We start from the raw sequence: 15,924 nt of genomic DNA on the forward strand, positions 1-15,924 counted from the left end.
CCATCAACCAATTACTCATGCGTCATTCCCGGCAAGCCGCCGAAGCTTCGCGGAATCTTCCTTCAGCCGCACATATGTCCGGTCATTGGCGCGAAGGTCGATTGCGACGACATCCTTATCGAGAATTTTCTGCTCGGTCTGAATCTGGTAAAGATGCTTCCAGGCCTGCGCCGCCCCTTTCTCGGGCAGCAGAACCGTTACTCCATTCTCAAATTCCAGGTTCCATCGCCGATCCCGGATACGCACCGCGTTTTCCAGCCTTGTAAAAAGCTCCGGTGTTTGTACCAGCATGTCGAACAGTTCGGCAGCATGCGTATTCGCCCCGGGCCCGACTACTCTTGGCAAGTAACGAAAAGATGCCTCATCCTTTTTGGACACAACGATCCCGGTCCGGTCAATAACGCCGGTCTTACCGTCGATTTGCCAACGGGCATAGGGCCGACGTTCCGCTATTTCGATAAAGATTTCATCGGGATAGCGCCGCATTACCGAGGCCTTTTCAACCCAGCCCAGAGTTTCCAGCCGCTCCCGAGCGGCCTCCGGATCAACCCCGAGAATGCTGTCACCGCGTTTGACGTTGAGGACTTTAAGGATATCCTCGCCTAAGGTCTTGTCACGCCCGACGACGCTGACCTCCTGTACCGTCAACCCGAACACTTCAGCAAGCGCTTGCTGTTGTTCGTCAATCCATGCCGCAGATCTCTCAAGCACCTCAGTGCGGACCATGAAGTTTGTAACACCCCCTATAATCACCGCAATCAGCAAAACACCCCCGCAGATTAATGCGGGTTTACGCCAGGCCGGAACAGGCTTACGCCGACCGCCGCGGCGCGGTTTTTCCTGACGGAAGGGAGCACTGATCCGATCCCCGATCTGAACCGACATGCCGCCAATTTTGGAAAAGGCACCACCGGCAGAAAATCTGGGTTCCGCCTTGCGCTTGGCTGGCTTTTTCTTCGACCCTCCAAACAGGAACTTGAAAAAACCACCTTTCTTAGATGACTTTTTTGGACGGGCGCGCGGAACCACGCGATCGTCCCGATCAATGGTTATCGGTCGCATGAGGCATCCTCCACAATCCAACTGACCAGTTCTTCAAAGGAAATGCCGGAGTGACCGGCAATTTCCGGCACGAGGCTGAGCGACGTCATGCCGGGCTGGGTATTTGTTTCCAGCATATAGAATTTACCTGCCCCTTCACCGGTATCATCGAAACGCAAATCGCTTCGGCTAACCCCCCGGCATCCGAGAGTCTGATGCGCGAGCAAGGCAAGGCGCAGTGCTTCCGCATAATCCGCTTCACTGAGCGGGGCAGGCATCAGATGTTCTGCTTTGCCTTCGGTATACTTGGCTTCGTAATCGTAGAACCGTCCGAGAGGGCGAATTTCAACGGCCCCAAGCGCCGCATCTCCCATGACGGCCACCTGAATTTCCCGACCCGGAATAAACGTCTCGACCAATACCTTCTCGCCAAACGTCCAGGGCAAATCCTGAAGACTCATATTCTCATCTTCAAGAATGATCGTCACACCGACGCTGGACCCTTCATTGAGCGGTTTAACAACAAAAGGTTTTGGATAGATCGCTCCGCCCTGAATTTCCTGACGCGTCAGGACTTTACCATCGGCAATTGGAATCCCGGCTTGCGCAAAAAGCGATTTGGCAACCGGCTTGTCCATGGCAAGCGCGGAAGCGAGAACACCCGAATGCGTGTAAGGGATACCGATTATTTCAAGCAACCCCTGAATATAACCGTCTTCCCCGTAGCGGCCATGCAGCGCATTAAAGCAGACATCCGGTTTGATCTCGCTCAAGGTTTCCGCAATATTCCGCCCGACATCGACAGGGGTTACCTGATAGCCGCTTTTCTTCAGCGCTTCTGCACAGGCAAGGCCGCTGTTCATCGATACTTCCCGCTCGGCGGACCAGCCGCCCATTAATACAGCGACATGTTTCATAACGCCTTTCCTTCCGATTTCTTTTCAGCGGCTCCAAGGCGGACAATTTCCCATCGCAACAGCACGTCATGTGCCATAAAAACCCGGCGCCGCAGCTCCTCACCGATCGCCTCCAGGTCGCCCGCCCGTGCAGCGCCCTTATTGATCAGGAAGTTGCAATGCTTTTCAGAGACCATGGCATTCCCGATGGTCAGTCCGCGCCCGCCGACGCTGTCGATCAATTCCCAAGCCTTCTTGCCGGGTGGATTCGCGAAAGTAGACCCCCCTGTACGGCTTCTGATCGGCTGACTCTCTTCTCGATTGCGCGAGATATCCGCCATGCGCCCGAGGATCTCGTCCCGGTCGCCATTTGAAAGCTGGAACACAGCCTGCGTAAAAATCCAGCCCTTTGGAATATCGCTATGACGATAGGAAAAGCCCATATCTTTCAATGTCAGCTCATGCCGCTTCCCATCACGGTCATAGGCCACGGCTGACAGGAATATCTCGGAGATATCCGCCCCATAGGCTCCGGCGTTCATACGCAACGCCCCGCCGATACCTCCGGGAATGCCACTCAAGAACTCCGCTCCTTCAAGTCCGGCGTCGGCGGCGAAGCGCGCAACATGACCATCAAGGGCACCGGCTCCGACAATCATCTTCTCACCGTCATGATTGATTTTCGCGAAATGCCGCCCGAGCCGGATGACAACACCACGCACACCGGCATCGCGCACCAACAAGTTGGAGCCGACTCCAATTACGTAAACGGGTATATCCCGTGGCAGGTTCTTCAGGAAATCCGCGAGATCTTCCTCATCCTCAGGCTTGAACAAAACATCGGCCGGACCGCCCACCTGAAACCAGGTCACCTTTCCAAGATCGGCATTCTCCCGAAGCCGTCCACGCACGGCAGGCATCCTGTCCATCAGACTGCCTGTCTTTCTCATTTTCGGAGATGAAGTAGACATGATGTTCACCCTTCCCCCTTCCCACCGGACAGCGCGCTAAGTTCACCCGGCAGGTTATTGGCCCAGGTCGAAATCGACCCAGCGCCCAGACAGACGACGACATCGCCGGGATGACTGATATCTTGGATCAGTCCGGCCAATGCTTCAGGCCCTTCAAGCGCCAGTACATGACGATGTCCCCGCGCGCGCAGGCCTTCCACGAAATGGTCACGGTCGATCCCGGGGAGCGGCGCCTCCCCTGCGGCATAGATGTTCGCAACAATGACAGTATCGGCATCATTGAAGCAGGTGCAGAATTCTTCAAATAGGTCATGAAGGCGGGAATAGCGATGTGGCTGGACCACCGCGATTATCTTCTTGTCATAGGCCAGACGCGCGGCCGAGAGAACGGATGAAATTTCAACCGGGTGGTGACCGTAATCATCGATTATCGTCACGCCATTCACCTCTCCGGTTTTGGTGAAACGCCGTTTAACGCCACCAAATGCCCTGAGGCCTTTCTTGATATCCGCTTCTGAAAAATCCATTTCCCTGCCGACAACGATGGCGGCCAGGGCATTCATCACATTATGATTCCCGGGCATCGGCAGCTCAAACCCTTCCATCAATCGGGTTTCGCTCTCCACGCGATCGCTTATCACAACATTGAAATGCGCATGGCCATCGGAAAAGTGAATGTCAGTTGCCCGATAGTCAGCTTGCGGCGATGTGCCGTAAGAGACGAGACGGCGATCCGAAATCCGCCCGATCAGCGCCTGCACCTCAGGATGATCAATGCAGACCGCCGCAAAGCCATAGAAAGGGATGTTCTGCACAAAGGTCTGGAACGCATCCCGCACTCCATCAAAGTCTCCGTAGAAATCAAGATGCTCCGGGTCGATATTCGTCACAACGGCGATGGTGGCTGGCAGCTTCGTGAAGCTGCCGTCAGACTCATCTGCTTCAACCACCATCCACTCCCCGTTTCCAAGCCGGGCATTGGTCCCATAGGCATTGATGATGCCGCCATTTATCACAGTGGGCTCCATACCGGCAGCGTCCAGAAGACTTGCCAGCATCGAGGTAGTTGTCGTCTTTCCATGGGTGCCGCCCACGGCAATCGCCCATTTGAGACGCATCAACTCCGCCAGCATTTCGGCTCGACGAACCACAGGAATAAGGTGATCGCGCGCTTCGCGCACTTCCGGATTATCCGCCTTCACCGCCGAGGAAATCACAACTACCTGCGCCTCACCGAGGTTCTTCGCATCATGGCCTTCATACACAGTGATGCCGAGGGAGCGAAGACGCTCCACATTTGCATTAGCTGACAGATCGGAACCCTGCACCTGATAGCCAAGCGTATGCATAACCTCGGCAATGCCGCTCATTCCAATGCCGCCGATACCGACAAAATGCACAAGGCCCATATCTAGCGGTAACGTTCTCATGCCGCCACCTTTCCGCTGTTCTCATTGTCGCTGTTCGCGGGCTTGCACTCTTCTACAAGATCCGCAAGTTTCTCGGCGGCGTGAATTTCCCCGAGGCTGGAGGAAGCCGTGGCCATGACAGAGAGGCAGTCCGGGTGACGGAGGAGATAGGTCAGTTCCCGGCACGCTTCCTCTACCGTAAAATTATCCTGGAGGATCAGGCGAGCCGCACCGCGTGCCACCGCATTTTCACCATTCTTGCGTTGATGATCATCCATGGCATGTTTGTAAGGCACCAGCAGGGAAGGTCGGCCGGCAACGGTCAATTCGGACAGTGTCGACGCCCCCGAGCGGGTAATCGCCAGATGGCATTCGCCCAGCAGCTCCGCCACATTGTCAAAAAAGGTGGAGAGATTGGCCTCGATATGTGCCTCGCTGTATAACGTGCGGACGGCTTCCAGATCTTCCGCACGGCATTGCTGGGTTACATGAAGCCGTGATTTCAGATCATCCGGAAGCGCCGCAAGTGAGGCGGGCACGACCTCAGATAGGATTGTCGCGCCCTGACTGCCGCCCAGGACAAGCAGTTTGATCTCCCCTTCCGGCGCCGGGCTTTCATAGCGTCTGCCAAACAACGGCAGGATCGCGCGACGGACAGGGTTGCCCGTGTAAATCATCTTGTTGGCAATCTCATTATCCGGACTTTCAGTATGGTCAAAGGAAGTCGCGATGATATGTGCGCGGCTTGCAAGCAGCTTGTTCACGCGTCCCAAAACCGCATTTTGCTCGTGCAGGAGCAATGGAATGCCAAGGCTCGCCGCCGCGGCGGCAGGCGGCATGGAGGGATATCCGCCGAAACCGACGACAACGGCCGGCTTAAGGCGCCGCAAGGCCTGGCGCGCCTGAAAGAACCCGATCACCAGAGACACGATGGCCTTTATCTTGCCGGCAATGCCACGTGCGGAGGGGGAGCCCGCCCTCACTTGCAGGATATTGACCCCTGGAAACAGCTGCTCAAACTTTTCACCGCGACCGTCCGTTATCAGGGTGACGGCGAATCCGCGGGCTGTTAGTTCCTCAGCCAGAGCGCGGGCCGGAAATATATGTCCGCCCGTACCGCCACTGGCAAGAACTATGTTTGTCTTTGCTGACGTCATTTAAGCTCCCCTGCACCAGCACGACGGCGGCTTAACGCCAGTAGCATTCCCATGAGAAGGGCAAGAGCGAACATCGATGAGCCGCCATAGGAAATAAAGGGCAATGTCATCCCCTTCGTCGGCATCAGCCGCAGGTTAACACCGATATTCACAACGGCCTGAAGCCCAAACTGGGTCAGCAGTCCAGCGGCCGCGAGGACAACGAAGAAATTCTTCTCTTCCAGCAAGCGACTGAAACCGCGAAGAACGATAAAAGCGAATATTGCAACGACGAGAAGACAGACCACTACACCGAACTCCTCACCCAGCACGGCGAAGATAAAATCTGTATGTGCATCCGGCAGCTGCCGCTTTACCGAGCCGTCACCGGGACCCACGCCCAGGAAGCCGCCTGTCTGAAAGGCTTCCATCGCGCGCTCGATCTGGTAGTTACCGCCGCCTGATGGATCAAGGAACCGATCAACCCGGCTGGCCACATGGGGGAAAAGGCTGTAGGCCGCAGCGGCGCTGACAATCCCGACAACGACGAACATGACCACCCAGATAATCGGAAGTCCCGCCAGGAAAAACTGCACGAACCAGACGGCGGACACGAGCAAGGTCATTCCGACATCGGGCTGCAGCAACAGCAGGGAAATCACGAACATGAACAACAGGATCGAAATCAGGTTGCCCGGAATTTCATCGCTGCGCCGCTGTTCCGCAAACATCCAAGCGGCGACAACAGCGAAAGAAGGCTTGAGAAATTCTGTTGGCTGCAAGGTGAAGCTGCCGAATTGCAGCCAGCGATGTGCGCCCTTGACTTCCGGTCCCACAAGAAGGGTCGCGATCGTCAACAGCGAAAAAACACCAAAGCCGACAACTGCCAGACGCCGTATCCACAAAGGTGACAACAGCGAAATCGCAAAAATGATTATTGCCGCCATTGGTAAATACATGAACTGACGGCGGACAAAATGGAAATTATCAAGGCTCAGGCGAGCAGCGATTGCCGGGCTTGCCGCGAGGACCATGACACCGCCCATCGCGACCAGAAGTCCGACCGCCACCAATGTCCAGCGGTCAACAGTCCACCACCAGCTTCCAACAACGGAACGATCGAGGCGTGTAAATGTGGTCATGATGCCTCCTCTATCCATCGTGTTGCGGCGGCGCGAAAGACATCACCGCGCACCTCGAAGCTTGTAAACTGATCAAAACTCGCCGCCGCCGGAGACAAAAGGACAATGGCATCCTTTTTTCCGGAGCGGAGCGCTGCTTCAGCCGCTTGCCGAACGGCCTCCTCTAAATCCTTGCATTTGTGAGTTGGCACCTTGCCTTTCAGAGTCGCTGCGAAACTATCCACCGCTTCGCCAATCAGAAAAGCCTCGCAGATACGGTCAAAATGCGGCGCCAGAGCCGTTATTCCGCCAGCCTTTTCCCGACCGCCCGCGATCCAGAAAATGTTATCGAAACTGGTCAGCGCCTTTTCAGCCGCTTCAGCATTGGTCGCCTTGGAATCATTGATGAACAAGACATTGTCCCGGCGGCCGATTTCCTCCATCCGGTGAGAAAGGCCGCCGAACGATATCAACCCGGCACGAATTTCATCAGGCGTCAGCCCCGCGCTCCGCGCCGCGGCGACAGCCGCCGCTGCATTCTGCCAATTATGACGGCCGCGCAGAGAACCAATCTTTGATATATCCATCGTCCAAGATTGATCGCCGAAGGATTGATCCTCCAGACGGCCGTCGATAACTGCAACCCCCCCGTCGACCGGCGTGGTTGTCGAAACAGGAATTATCTTCCCCTCACCATGGATGGCCAGGCAGGTTGCAATATGCTCACAAAGCGGATCATCGATGTTGATGATCGCCACATCATCTTCAGTCTGGCGCTGGAAAATCCGGCGCTTGACCGCTGCATATCCCGCCATATCGCCATGGCGATCCAGATGGTCCGGCGTAATGTTAAGCAAAACCGCGATATTCGCATGCCATGAGGGCGTCAGATCGAGCTGATAGGAAGAAAGCTCGAGAACATAGTTTCCATCTTCATCCAGTTCCGGCAGGTCCATAACCGGCGTTCCGATATTCCCACCAAGCGCGGATGATTTACCAGCTTCGCTCAAGAGATGATGAATAAGGGCCGAGGTTGTCGACTTGCCATTCGTTCCCGTAATCCCGATGACACGGCCCGCTTCCTTTTCCTGCAGAAAAATCTCCACATCGCCAATCACCGATGCGCCTGCTTTTTTGGCAAGCTCAACGACAGGATGAGGCGCCGGATGCGTGAGAGGAACGCCCGGGCTCAATATCAGCGCCTCCGCCCCGGGCCAGCTTTTCTGGAATGGATCCTGAACGGTCAGTCCCGCTTCAAGGGCCGCCTTGCGGCGCGCTTCGTCATCGTCCCAGACAAATACATGGGCTTCGCCAAGATGAAGCTGGCGCGCCGTCGCCAGACCGCTTTTACCAAGTCCGAAAACGGCAATGTTCTTATTCTGATATGCGTGACTCTGCATCATTCCCTCACCTCAACTTCAACGATGCAAGGCCAATCAGGGCAAGGATCACGGCAATGATCCAGAACCGGATGACGATTGTCGGCTCCGCCCAGCCTTTCTGCTCAAAATGATGATGCAGCGGCGCCATGCGGAACACCCGCTTCCCCGTCATTTTATATGATGCGACCTGAACGATGACGGAAACCGTCTCCAGCACGAAAAGGCCGCCAATAATTGCTAAGACAATTTCATGCCGCGCCACAAGGCTGATGGATCCAAGCGCACCGCCCATGGCGAGCGATCCCGTATCTCCCATGAATACCATTGCGGGAGGGGCATTGAACCAGAGAAAGCCGAGACTTGCTCCGATCAGGGCGCCGCAAAAAACCGTCAGTTCTCCTGACCCCGGGACGTATTGAATTTGCAGATAATTGGAGAAGACAGCATTACCGACAAGATAGGCGATCAACGCAAAAGAGGCCGCGGCAATCATCACCGGTACAATTGCCAAACCATCCAGCCCGTCCGTCAGGTTGACCGCGTTCCCCGCGCCAACGGTAACAAGGATGGCAAAGGGAATATAGAGCCAGCCAAGATTGAGAATAGCATTCTTTAAAAACGGAATTGTCAGGACGCCCGAAATATCAACGGGTGAACTCATCATCACCACGTAACCTGCCAGCCCCGCAATGATGAATTCCAACAGCAGCTTCAGCTTTCCCGGCAGACCCCGCGTATTATGACGGCTAACTTTCAAATAGTCGTCGGCAAACCCGATCGCGCCAAATCCAATAGTAACCAGCAGAACAACCCAGACATAGGTATTGCTCAAATCCGCCCAGAGGAGCGTGCTGACCGCGAGCGCCAGCAGAATCAGGAACCCGCCCATCGTCGGCGTTCCCTGTTTCGCAATGATATGGCTCTGCGGGCCGTCATCACGGATCGGTTGTCCGCGATGCTGTTTGCTTTTCAGCCATCTGATAACGCTGGGACCGCAGATAAAGCTGATCAGGAGCGCCGTCATGACCGCGCCGCCAGTCCGAAACGTCAGATAGCGAAAGAGGTTGAAGAGGGCGAAATCATCAGCCAGCGGAAATAGGAAGTTATAGAGCATCAGCGCCCCCTCTGTTCGGCGGCGGCAAGAACCGCGGGTCGGCGGGCAAGCAATGCTTCAAGCGGGAGGCTCATCTTGCTTCCCAGCGAACCCTTTACCAAAACGATATCTCCGGCACCAACCGTTTCCAGCAGCGGCTCTATCAATCCTTCGGACGTCGCCGCATGGTAGGTTGTGACTGCACTCGGCATGGATTTCGTCAAATGCGCCATATTCGGCCCGCAGGCGAAGAGGAGGTTTACCTCTGCGGCGCGCACATCCTCCTTGAGGCTGCGATGAATATCGGCGGATTTATCGCCAAGCTCCAGCATATCGCCCAGAACAGCGATGCGCCGTCCCTTCCCGTCTGGATACAGCGTATGAAGCACCTTAAGCGAAGCCCGCATGGAAGCCGGACTCGCATTATAACTGTCATCCAATACCATATAGCAGCCACCAGGGCATGGCACCATATGACGTTCACCGCGCCCCTTCGGCAGCTGCAAATCTCCGAGCGCTTCAGCGGCCTGCTCAATATCGGCGCCGAGCTCGCTCACCACCCCGAGTACGCCGAGGATATTGCTAACCCAGTGACGGCCCGGCACACCGAGGCGAAAGAACACCTCATGTGATGCAATTCTGACCGCCATATCACTATGATCCGGATAGAGCGTAAAGTCAGTCAGGCGAATATCCGCTTCGGATTTCTCACCGAATGTCAGGATATGCGTAATTCCGGCATTGGCCGCAATACTCTTCAACAGTCCGCCGTAGCTATTGTCGCCGTTCAGGATCACAGAACCGCTTGAGGTCAAACCTTCAAAGATTTCCGCCTTGGCGCGGGCAATGGCCTCGACATCAGAGAAAAACTCAAGATGCACAGCCTCAATCGTGGTGATCATGGCGACATGCGGGCGCACCATGCGGGACAAAGGGCCAAGTTCCCCGGGGTGGTTCATCCCCAGTTCAAAAACGGCAAATTCGGTGTCTCTCGGCATCCGGGACAGGGAAAGAGGAACGCCCCAGTGGTTGTTAAAGCTGCCGACGCTGGCATGGGTTTTCCCCTGCCGTGACAAGGCGTGCAAAAGCGCTTCCTTGGTTCCGGTCTTGCCAACACTTCCGGTTACCGCTGAAATCCGGGCCTTGGATCTTTTGCGGGCGGCAGCGCCAAGATCTTCAAGGGCGCGCAGCGTGTCGTCCACCAGTACAACATTGGCATCTTTTGGCAAGTCATCTGGCACGAAACTTAACAGCAGGGCCGCAGCGCCATTCTCATGAGCCGTTTTCGCAAATTTATGGCCGTCATGAACCGGGCCAATGATTGCAACAAACAAATCTCCGGACGAGAGAGACCGGCTGTCGATCGAAACACCTGTTGCATTCCAGTCATCATTCGTGGTCTTGCCGTTGACGGCAGAGATGATCTCAGCCCCTTCCCAGAGCGGCATATCAACCATTGCCGCCCCCTAACGCTGCCACAATCTGCTGCACGGCCTTCTTGTCGTTAAAGGGAATTGTTTCGGTCCCGATGACTTGCCCTTCTTCATGCCCCTTACCTGCGACAACGAGGATATCATCCGGTCCCAATTTACTGATGGCGGCCTCGATTGCGGCGTATCTGTCTCCGATATTGAAGGCATCTGGGCAGGCAACGATGATATCGGCGCGGATCAAGGCGGCATCTTCGGTCCGCGGATTATCATCCGTTATAATGGCGATATCTGCATACAGCCCGGCGATACGGCCCATTTCGGCGCGCTTGCCCTTGTCCCGGTCTCCACCACAGCCGAAAACCACAACGATTTTTCCCTTGGCGTGACTGCGGACGGCCTCCAGCACAGTTTCAAGGGCATCCGGTGAATGAGCGTAATCCACATAGATGGCCGCATTGTTTGAGAGCTGCGCAACCAGTTCCAGTCGGCCGGGCACATTGGTTATCTTCGAAAGCGCCTTGCTGGCAACCCCCGGAACGCCACCCGCCCCGATCACAAGTCCCAATGCGCAGAGAGCATTCAAAGCCTGGAATTCCCCGGCAAGCGGCAGCATGATGTCATGGCGTGTTCCGAAGACATCGATTTTGATGGCCTGGCCCGCGCTTTCAGGCGTCGCTTCGATGAGTTTTATTTCATCTCCATCCCGGCCATAGGAGATGATATTGACCCCGCGATCCTTTGCGGCGCGCAAAAAAGCGGGATACACTTCCGAATCCGCATTCAGCACTGCTGTGCCCGAGCGATCCAGAACCCTTGAGATAAGCCCCAGCTTTGCGGTCAGATAGGCTTCCGATGTCGGATGGTAGTCAAGATGATCGCGCGTCAGGTTGGTGAACGCCGCAGACTTGATGCGGACTCCATCTAGGCGATATTGATCAAGTCCATGGCTTGATGCCTCTATCACCGCATGCTGGATACCGTGCCCGACAAGGTAGGTCAGGGTTTTGTGCAACAGCACAGGATCCGGCGTCGTATAGCCAAGCGGCATAATCTGGTCCGGCATGACAACACCAAGCGTACCGATGCTTGCGGCTGGCAATTCCATAGCTTCCCATAGAGCACGGGTAAAATAGGCGACGGAAGTTTTGCCGTTAGTCCCGGTGACAGCCGCAATCGTTTCAGGCTCGGCCCCATAGAAACGAGAAGCCAACCGGGCTAGAATCAGGCGCGGATTTTCTTCACGAAAACACGGCAGACTGCAGTCTTCGGGCTCATAGGCCTTGTCTGTGAGAATTGCAACAGCCCCTTTATTCACCGCCTCCTCGATATATTCGCGGCCATCCGCACGGGTTCCGGAAAGCGCAGCAAAGAGAAAGCCCGGCTCAACCAAACGGCTGTCTGCCGTCAGGCCTTTCACATGCTTGTCGTGTACCACGGGAACATCCCGCCCTTTCATCAACTCAGAAAGACGCAAGTTTCTTCTCCCGTGAGTTGATGGGAATAAACATTGCCCTTTGAACGGCCTCGCTTTCCTCATTGACAGGAGAGATCGACAAAATCGGGCCGATACGGGAGATCAGGCGCCCGATAATCGGTGCCGCGGTCCAGCCTGCACTTCTGAAACCATGCGTTTGTGCGTTTCCCTTTGGTTCATCAAGCATCGCGAAGACGACGTAACGCGGATCATTCATCGGAAACGCACTCACGAAGGAAGAAATGAGAGCATCGCGTTTATAGCGTCCACCAACTGCTTTTTCCGCCGTCCCGGTCTTGCCTCCAACGAGATAGCCGTCGGCCGCCGCCTTGCCGCCGGTTCCCTTTTCGACAACAAGCCGCATCAACCGTCGCATGATACCGGACGTGTCCTCACGAATAACCTGACGCACCGGCGTCGCCTTCATATCATCACGCCGGACCACTGTCGGGTTAATATAAGCGCCACCATTGACAATCGCCGTAATCCCCGTACTGAGCTGCAAGGGACTGACGGACAGCCCGTGACCAAAAGAAATCGTCATAGTCTCCAGACTATTCCATCTTGGCGGCAAAATTGGGGCACCGATCTCAGGAATTTCTAGCGAAGGTTTATCGAGCAGCCCGAGTTTCGCCAGAAATGCCTTATGATTTTTCGGCCCGACTTCATCGGCCATTTTCGCTGCGCCGATATTCGATGAGTACATGTAGATTTCCGGCACCGACAGCCAGCGCTTCTTGGGATGGTCATCCCGAATTCGAAAGCCGGCCTTGCGAATGGGCTCTGTCGCATCATACCCGCCCTTAAGACCAACCGTACCGGAATCGAGCGCCATCGCCGTGGTGAACGTCTTGAATGTCGACCCCATTTCATAAACGCCAAGAGTGATCCGGTTAAACTTGGCATCACCGGAAAAATCGCTCGGCCGGTTCGGATCGAAATCAGGCAAGGACACCATCCCGAGGATCTCTCCGGTTTTGACGTCCATCACCATACCCGCCGCCCCAATCGCCTGGAAAACAGACATGTGACGGGAAAGCTCGTCCCTCAACGCATGCTGGATACGCACATCGATGGACAGCGTCAAATCCTGCGAAGGATTATCCTCCGAGCCATCAAGCTGCGCATCGAAATATTTCTCAACCCCAGCAATGCCGTGGTTATCTACATCGGTGAATCCCATCACATGGGAAACCAGAGCCCCCATGGGATAGAATCTCTTCTCCTCCGAGCGGAAATGCAGGCCGGGAATACCTAGGGCGTTCACCTGATACTGTTGCGACGGAGTCAGGTTTCGCTTGAGCCATACGAAGTTACGGGCAGAGGCAAGTCTGCTCAGGATTGTCGCCTCGCTCAAATCATCCAGCACCGTTGTCAGTTTTGCGGCCAGCTCTTTCGGATTGATAACCTTTTTAGGTTCTGCAAACAAAGAGGCAGTGGTGAGAGTGGTCGCCAGCAGCACACCATTGCGATCGCGAATTTCAGCACGCTTGTTTTCTTCCGTCGCGACGGGCAGTGAAATACCGGAATCGGCAGTCGCTGCCTCGTCCTCACCGATACCGCTGATCGCGAGACCAACAAGCCGGCCCGCCAGAATGACAAAGCAGAAAGCAAATATGACACCTGCCATAACAAGGCGGTTACGCCCTTGCTCCAGCGTTTCCTTTGCACTCCCGTCGAGACGCAGCGGCTTGTGACAATCTTCCAGATTTTTGTGGCCGAGGGTTGTCGTCAGCGAGATGCGTGGGCGAGGTGACTTAGAGAGCCAAGTCGGTTCGCTCATTGCAGGCTCCCTGTGCGCGTAAATGTGGCGAGCTGAACCGGCCCTGTCGGCGCCCTGTCAACCGGGGAATAATCCCGGTGAGGATTATAGCGTGGAATGGGCACGGAATATTGTTCCGGATCTACCGGCGGGTAAGGCACTTCACCGACAGATGCGACCTGATAAGGCGCAATCAACAAAAGCGGCAAGTATTTGCTGGCAAGTGCCTGCAATACATCCGGACGATTCTGGTAAGTCCACTCTGCCTTCAGGATACGGATAGATTCTTTATTTTCCGTAATATTGGCATTTAACGAGTTGAGATCTTTTTCCAGCTCCTGCACCTCATAGGAGAGCTGGTAGAGGCCATAGGAAACCCCGGCAAACAGAACCAATGTCAAAACTGTAAGGTTTAGTTTCATGCCGCCTCCGTCCAGGCTGGGGCCGCTGTTCTGATCGCCCCTCTGAGGCGGGCCGATCGCGAGCGCGGGTTAACGGCTAGTTCGTCAGCGCGGGCTTTGAAAGCCCCTCGCTTGACAAGCTTGAAAGTGGGAGCTGGCCCCTCGTCCGAGACAGGAACATGACGAGACGGCCTGGCACGCCCTTCAGACCTTGCTGACAGGAATTTTTTCACGCGTCGGTCTTCAAGACTATGGAAAGATACAACCGCTAGACGACCGCCGGGAGTAAGCAATCGTTCGGATGCGGCCAGACCCTTGACCAGCTGCCCAAGTTCATCATTTACTACTATACGCAACGCTTGGAAGGTACGCGTCGCCGGATGTATGCCCTTTCCTGTTGGGCGCACAACCGAAGCCACCACTTCCGCTAACTCAACTGTACTCTTGAAAGGCGCCAACTCGCGTCTTTCGGCTACTGCACGCGCAATCGCACGTGATCTTTGCTCCTCGCCATACACAAAAATAATCCTGGCGAGTTCTGCTTCAGATTCTTCATTTACTACTTCTGCCGCCGTCCGGCCTTTACCGGACATCCGCATATCAAGCGGCCCTTCCCGCATGAAGGAAAAGCCCCGTTCCGCTTCATCGATCTGCATGGAGGAAACCCCGATATCGAGCGCGATGCCGTCGACCATATCGATGCCCTGATCTGCCAGCAGCTGCACCATATCCGCATAGCAGCCTTCGATCATGAGCAAACGGCCTCCGAATTCTTTTGCCATTTCCTGACCGATTGAGATGGCCAGAGGATCGCGATCAATTCCGAAAACCTTGCAATCTGCAGACTCCAGAATGGCCCGACTATATCCTCCGGCTCCGAATGTGCCGTCGACATAAACGCCGCCGTCCTTGGGAGAGAGGATATCCAGCACTTCCCGGAGGAGGACGGAAATATGGGGAGCGTTTTGCTTAGTCATCGCCCCTTCCTTCCGAGCCGAGCCCAGTGCTTGCTGCGCGCTTGTTGGCCGCACGGGTGCGTGCCTGCTTTTTCCGGACTTCGAATGCCGCGGGTTGCCAGAGCTGAAAACTGTCACCACGTCCGACGAACGCGCACTGGCCATCAATTCCGGCACTTTCAAGCATTTCAAGCGGCACCATAATCCGTCCGTCGCCATCAATCGGCAGTTCAATCGCATCACTCATGAGCGCGTCCGCATAGCTCTCACGATCTTCGGAGAGAGGATCAAAGCCGCCGATTTTTTCCAGCAGCCGTTCCATCACGTCCATTCCGCATGCATCAATTGCATCCCCATTGATCGTTGGCAAAAGGACAACGCTGTCAAAGCCTTTAGAAGCAAGGACCGCGCGAAACCGCGCCGGAACGGAAACCCGCCCCTTCTTGTCGACCTTGTTTACATATGTGGACAGAAACAGGGCCATACAGCCGAAATCCCCCTAATATCAAACTCATCCATTTGCCCGGTCGCTCCTTGTGAAAGTCCGGTCTGGACCGGTAAAAACAAGCGTTTCTGGCATGTCATGGATAAAAACCCGAATATCATGGGATTTTATGGAAGTCAATGCCAAACGGCTGGAGAATAGCGGGTTTCAGAGAAGAAAACGGATACAAAATAAGTAAAAATTTTTATATTTCTCGGACCGCCCTCCACATGTCGAATTGTCATCTCCAATATTGAAAGTAATGGAGAATTCAATTCATGTTCATTATTTGTTCTTATTTTATGGGAGCGCAAAATATATGGACAAGCCACGCCTCAACGGATATTAAGCGCCTCCCGACGGAT

At 55.1% G+C, this 15,924-nt stretch carries 14 protein-coding genes; all 14 read right to left on the reverse strand.

What is annotated here, in order from left to right; translation table 11 throughout:
* Positions 1-15: 15 nt before the first annotated feature.
* The 14 genes from AAC599_RS18125 to AAC599_RS18190 are packed head-to-tail and all read right to left on the reverse strand — an operon-like array spanning position 16 to position 15,559.
* Entirely contained in the window at positions 16-1,062 is a 1,047-nt protein-coding gene (locus AAC599_RS18125) for a cell division protein FtsQ/DivIB (RefSeq protein WP_340151816.1), read from the reverse strand.
* Positions 1,050-1,958 (reverse strand): D-alanine--D-alanine ligase, encoded by a 909-nt coding sequence (locus AAC599_RS18130; RefSeq protein WP_340151817.1) that lies wholly within the window; start codon positions 1,956-1,958, stop codon positions 1,050-1,052. The genes AAC599_RS18125 and AAC599_RS18130 overlap by 13 nt, the downstream gene beginning before the upstream one ends.
* On the reverse strand, positions 1,955-2,908 hold the full coding sequence (murB, locus tag AAC599_RS18135; protein ID WP_340151818.1) for a UDP-N-acetylmuramate dehydrogenase: 954 nt from the start codon (positions 2,906-2,908) through the stop codon (positions 1,955-1,957). The genes AAC599_RS18130 and murB overlap by 4 nt, the downstream gene beginning before the upstream one ends.
* Before the next feature lie 5 nt (positions 2,909-2,913).
* Positions 2,914-4,338: a UDP-N-acetylmuramate--L-alanine ligase gene (murC, locus tag AAC599_RS18140; RefSeq protein WP_340151819.1), complete on the reverse strand. Its 1,425-nt coding sequence runs from the start codon at positions 4,336-4,338 to the stop codon at positions 2,914-2,916.
* A complete protein-coding gene (murG, locus tag AAC599_RS18145) occupies positions 4,335-5,474 on the reverse strand; it encodes an undecaprenyldiphospho-muramoylpentapeptide beta-N-acetylglucosaminyltransferase (RefSeq protein ID WP_340151820.1) in 1,140 nt (379 codons plus the stop codon). The genes murC and murG overlap by 4 nt, the downstream gene beginning before the upstream one ends.
* Entirely contained in the window at positions 5,471-6,595 is a 1,125-nt protein-coding gene (gene ftsW, locus AAC599_RS18150) for a putative lipid II flippase FtsW (RefSeq protein WP_340151821.1), read from the reverse strand. Before ftsW ends, murG begins: the two co-directional genes overlap by 4 nt.
* Positions 6,592-7,977, reverse strand: coding sequence for a UDP-N-acetylmuramoyl-L-alanine--D-glutamate ligase (gene murD, locus AAC599_RS18155; RefSeq protein ID WP_340151822.1), 1,386 nt, complete (start codon positions 7,975-7,977; stop codon positions 6,592-6,594). Before murD ends, ftsW begins: the two co-directional genes overlap by 4 nt.
* A gap of 4 nt (positions 7,978-7,981) precedes the next feature.
* Positions 7,982-9,070 carry a phospho-N-acetylmuramoyl-pentapeptide-transferase gene (gene mraY / locus AAC599_RS18160; RefSeq protein ID WP_340151823.1) on the reverse strand — a complete coding sequence of 363 codons (1,089 nt, stop codon included), beginning with the start codon at positions 9,068-9,070 and terminating at the stop codon, positions 7,982-7,984.
* Positions 9,070-10,506: a UDP-N-acetylmuramoylalanyl-D-glutamyl-2,6-diaminopimelate--D-alanyl-D-alanine ligase gene (locus AAC599_RS18165; RefSeq protein ID WP_340151824.1), complete on the reverse strand. Its 1,437-nt coding sequence runs from the start codon at positions 10,504-10,506 to the stop codon at positions 9,070-9,072. Before AAC599_RS18165 ends, mraY begins: the two co-directional genes overlap by 1 nt.
* A complete protein-coding gene (locus tag AAC599_RS18170; RefSeq protein WP_340151825.1) occupies positions 10,499-11,956 on the reverse strand; it encodes a UDP-N-acetylmuramoyl-L-alanyl-D-glutamate--2,6-diaminopimelate ligase in 1,458 nt (485 codons plus the stop codon). Before AAC599_RS18170 ends, AAC599_RS18165 begins: the two co-directional genes overlap by 8 nt.
* The gene (locus tag AAC599_RS18175; RefSeq protein ID WP_340151826.1) at positions 11,943-13,739 is read right to left on the reverse strand and encodes a penicillin-binding protein 2; all 1,797 of its coding nucleotides are present in this window, start codon (positions 13,737-13,739) and stop codon (positions 11,943-11,945) included. Before AAC599_RS18175 ends, AAC599_RS18170 begins: the two co-directional genes overlap by 14 nt.
* Positions 13,736-14,140 carry a hypothetical protein gene (locus tag AAC599_RS18180; protein WP_340151827.1) on the reverse strand — a complete coding sequence of 135 codons (405 nt, stop codon included), beginning with the start codon at positions 14,138-14,140 and terminating at the stop codon, positions 13,736-13,738. Before AAC599_RS18180 ends, AAC599_RS18175 begins: the two co-directional genes overlap by 4 nt.
* Positions 14,137-15,096 carry a 16S rRNA (cytosine(1402)-N(4))-methyltransferase RsmH gene (gene rsmH, locus AAC599_RS18185; RefSeq protein WP_340151828.1) on the reverse strand — a complete coding sequence of 320 codons (960 nt, stop codon included), beginning with the start codon at positions 15,094-15,096 and terminating at the stop codon, positions 14,137-14,139. Before rsmH ends, AAC599_RS18180 begins: the two co-directional genes overlap by 4 nt.
* Positions 15,089-15,559 carry a hypothetical protein gene (locus AAC599_RS18190; RefSeq protein ID WP_340151829.1) on the reverse strand — a complete coding sequence of 157 codons (471 nt, stop codon included), beginning with the start codon at positions 15,557-15,559 and terminating at the stop codon, positions 15,089-15,091. The genes rsmH and AAC599_RS18190 overlap by 8 nt, the downstream gene beginning before the upstream one ends.
* Between the last annotated feature and the right edge of the window lie 365 nt (positions 15,560-15,924).

Source organism: uncultured Sneathiella sp., assembly GCF_963976355.1.
Classification (GTDB): domain Bacteria; phylum Pseudomonadota; class Alphaproteobacteria; order Sneathiellales; family Sneathiellaceae; genus Sneathiella.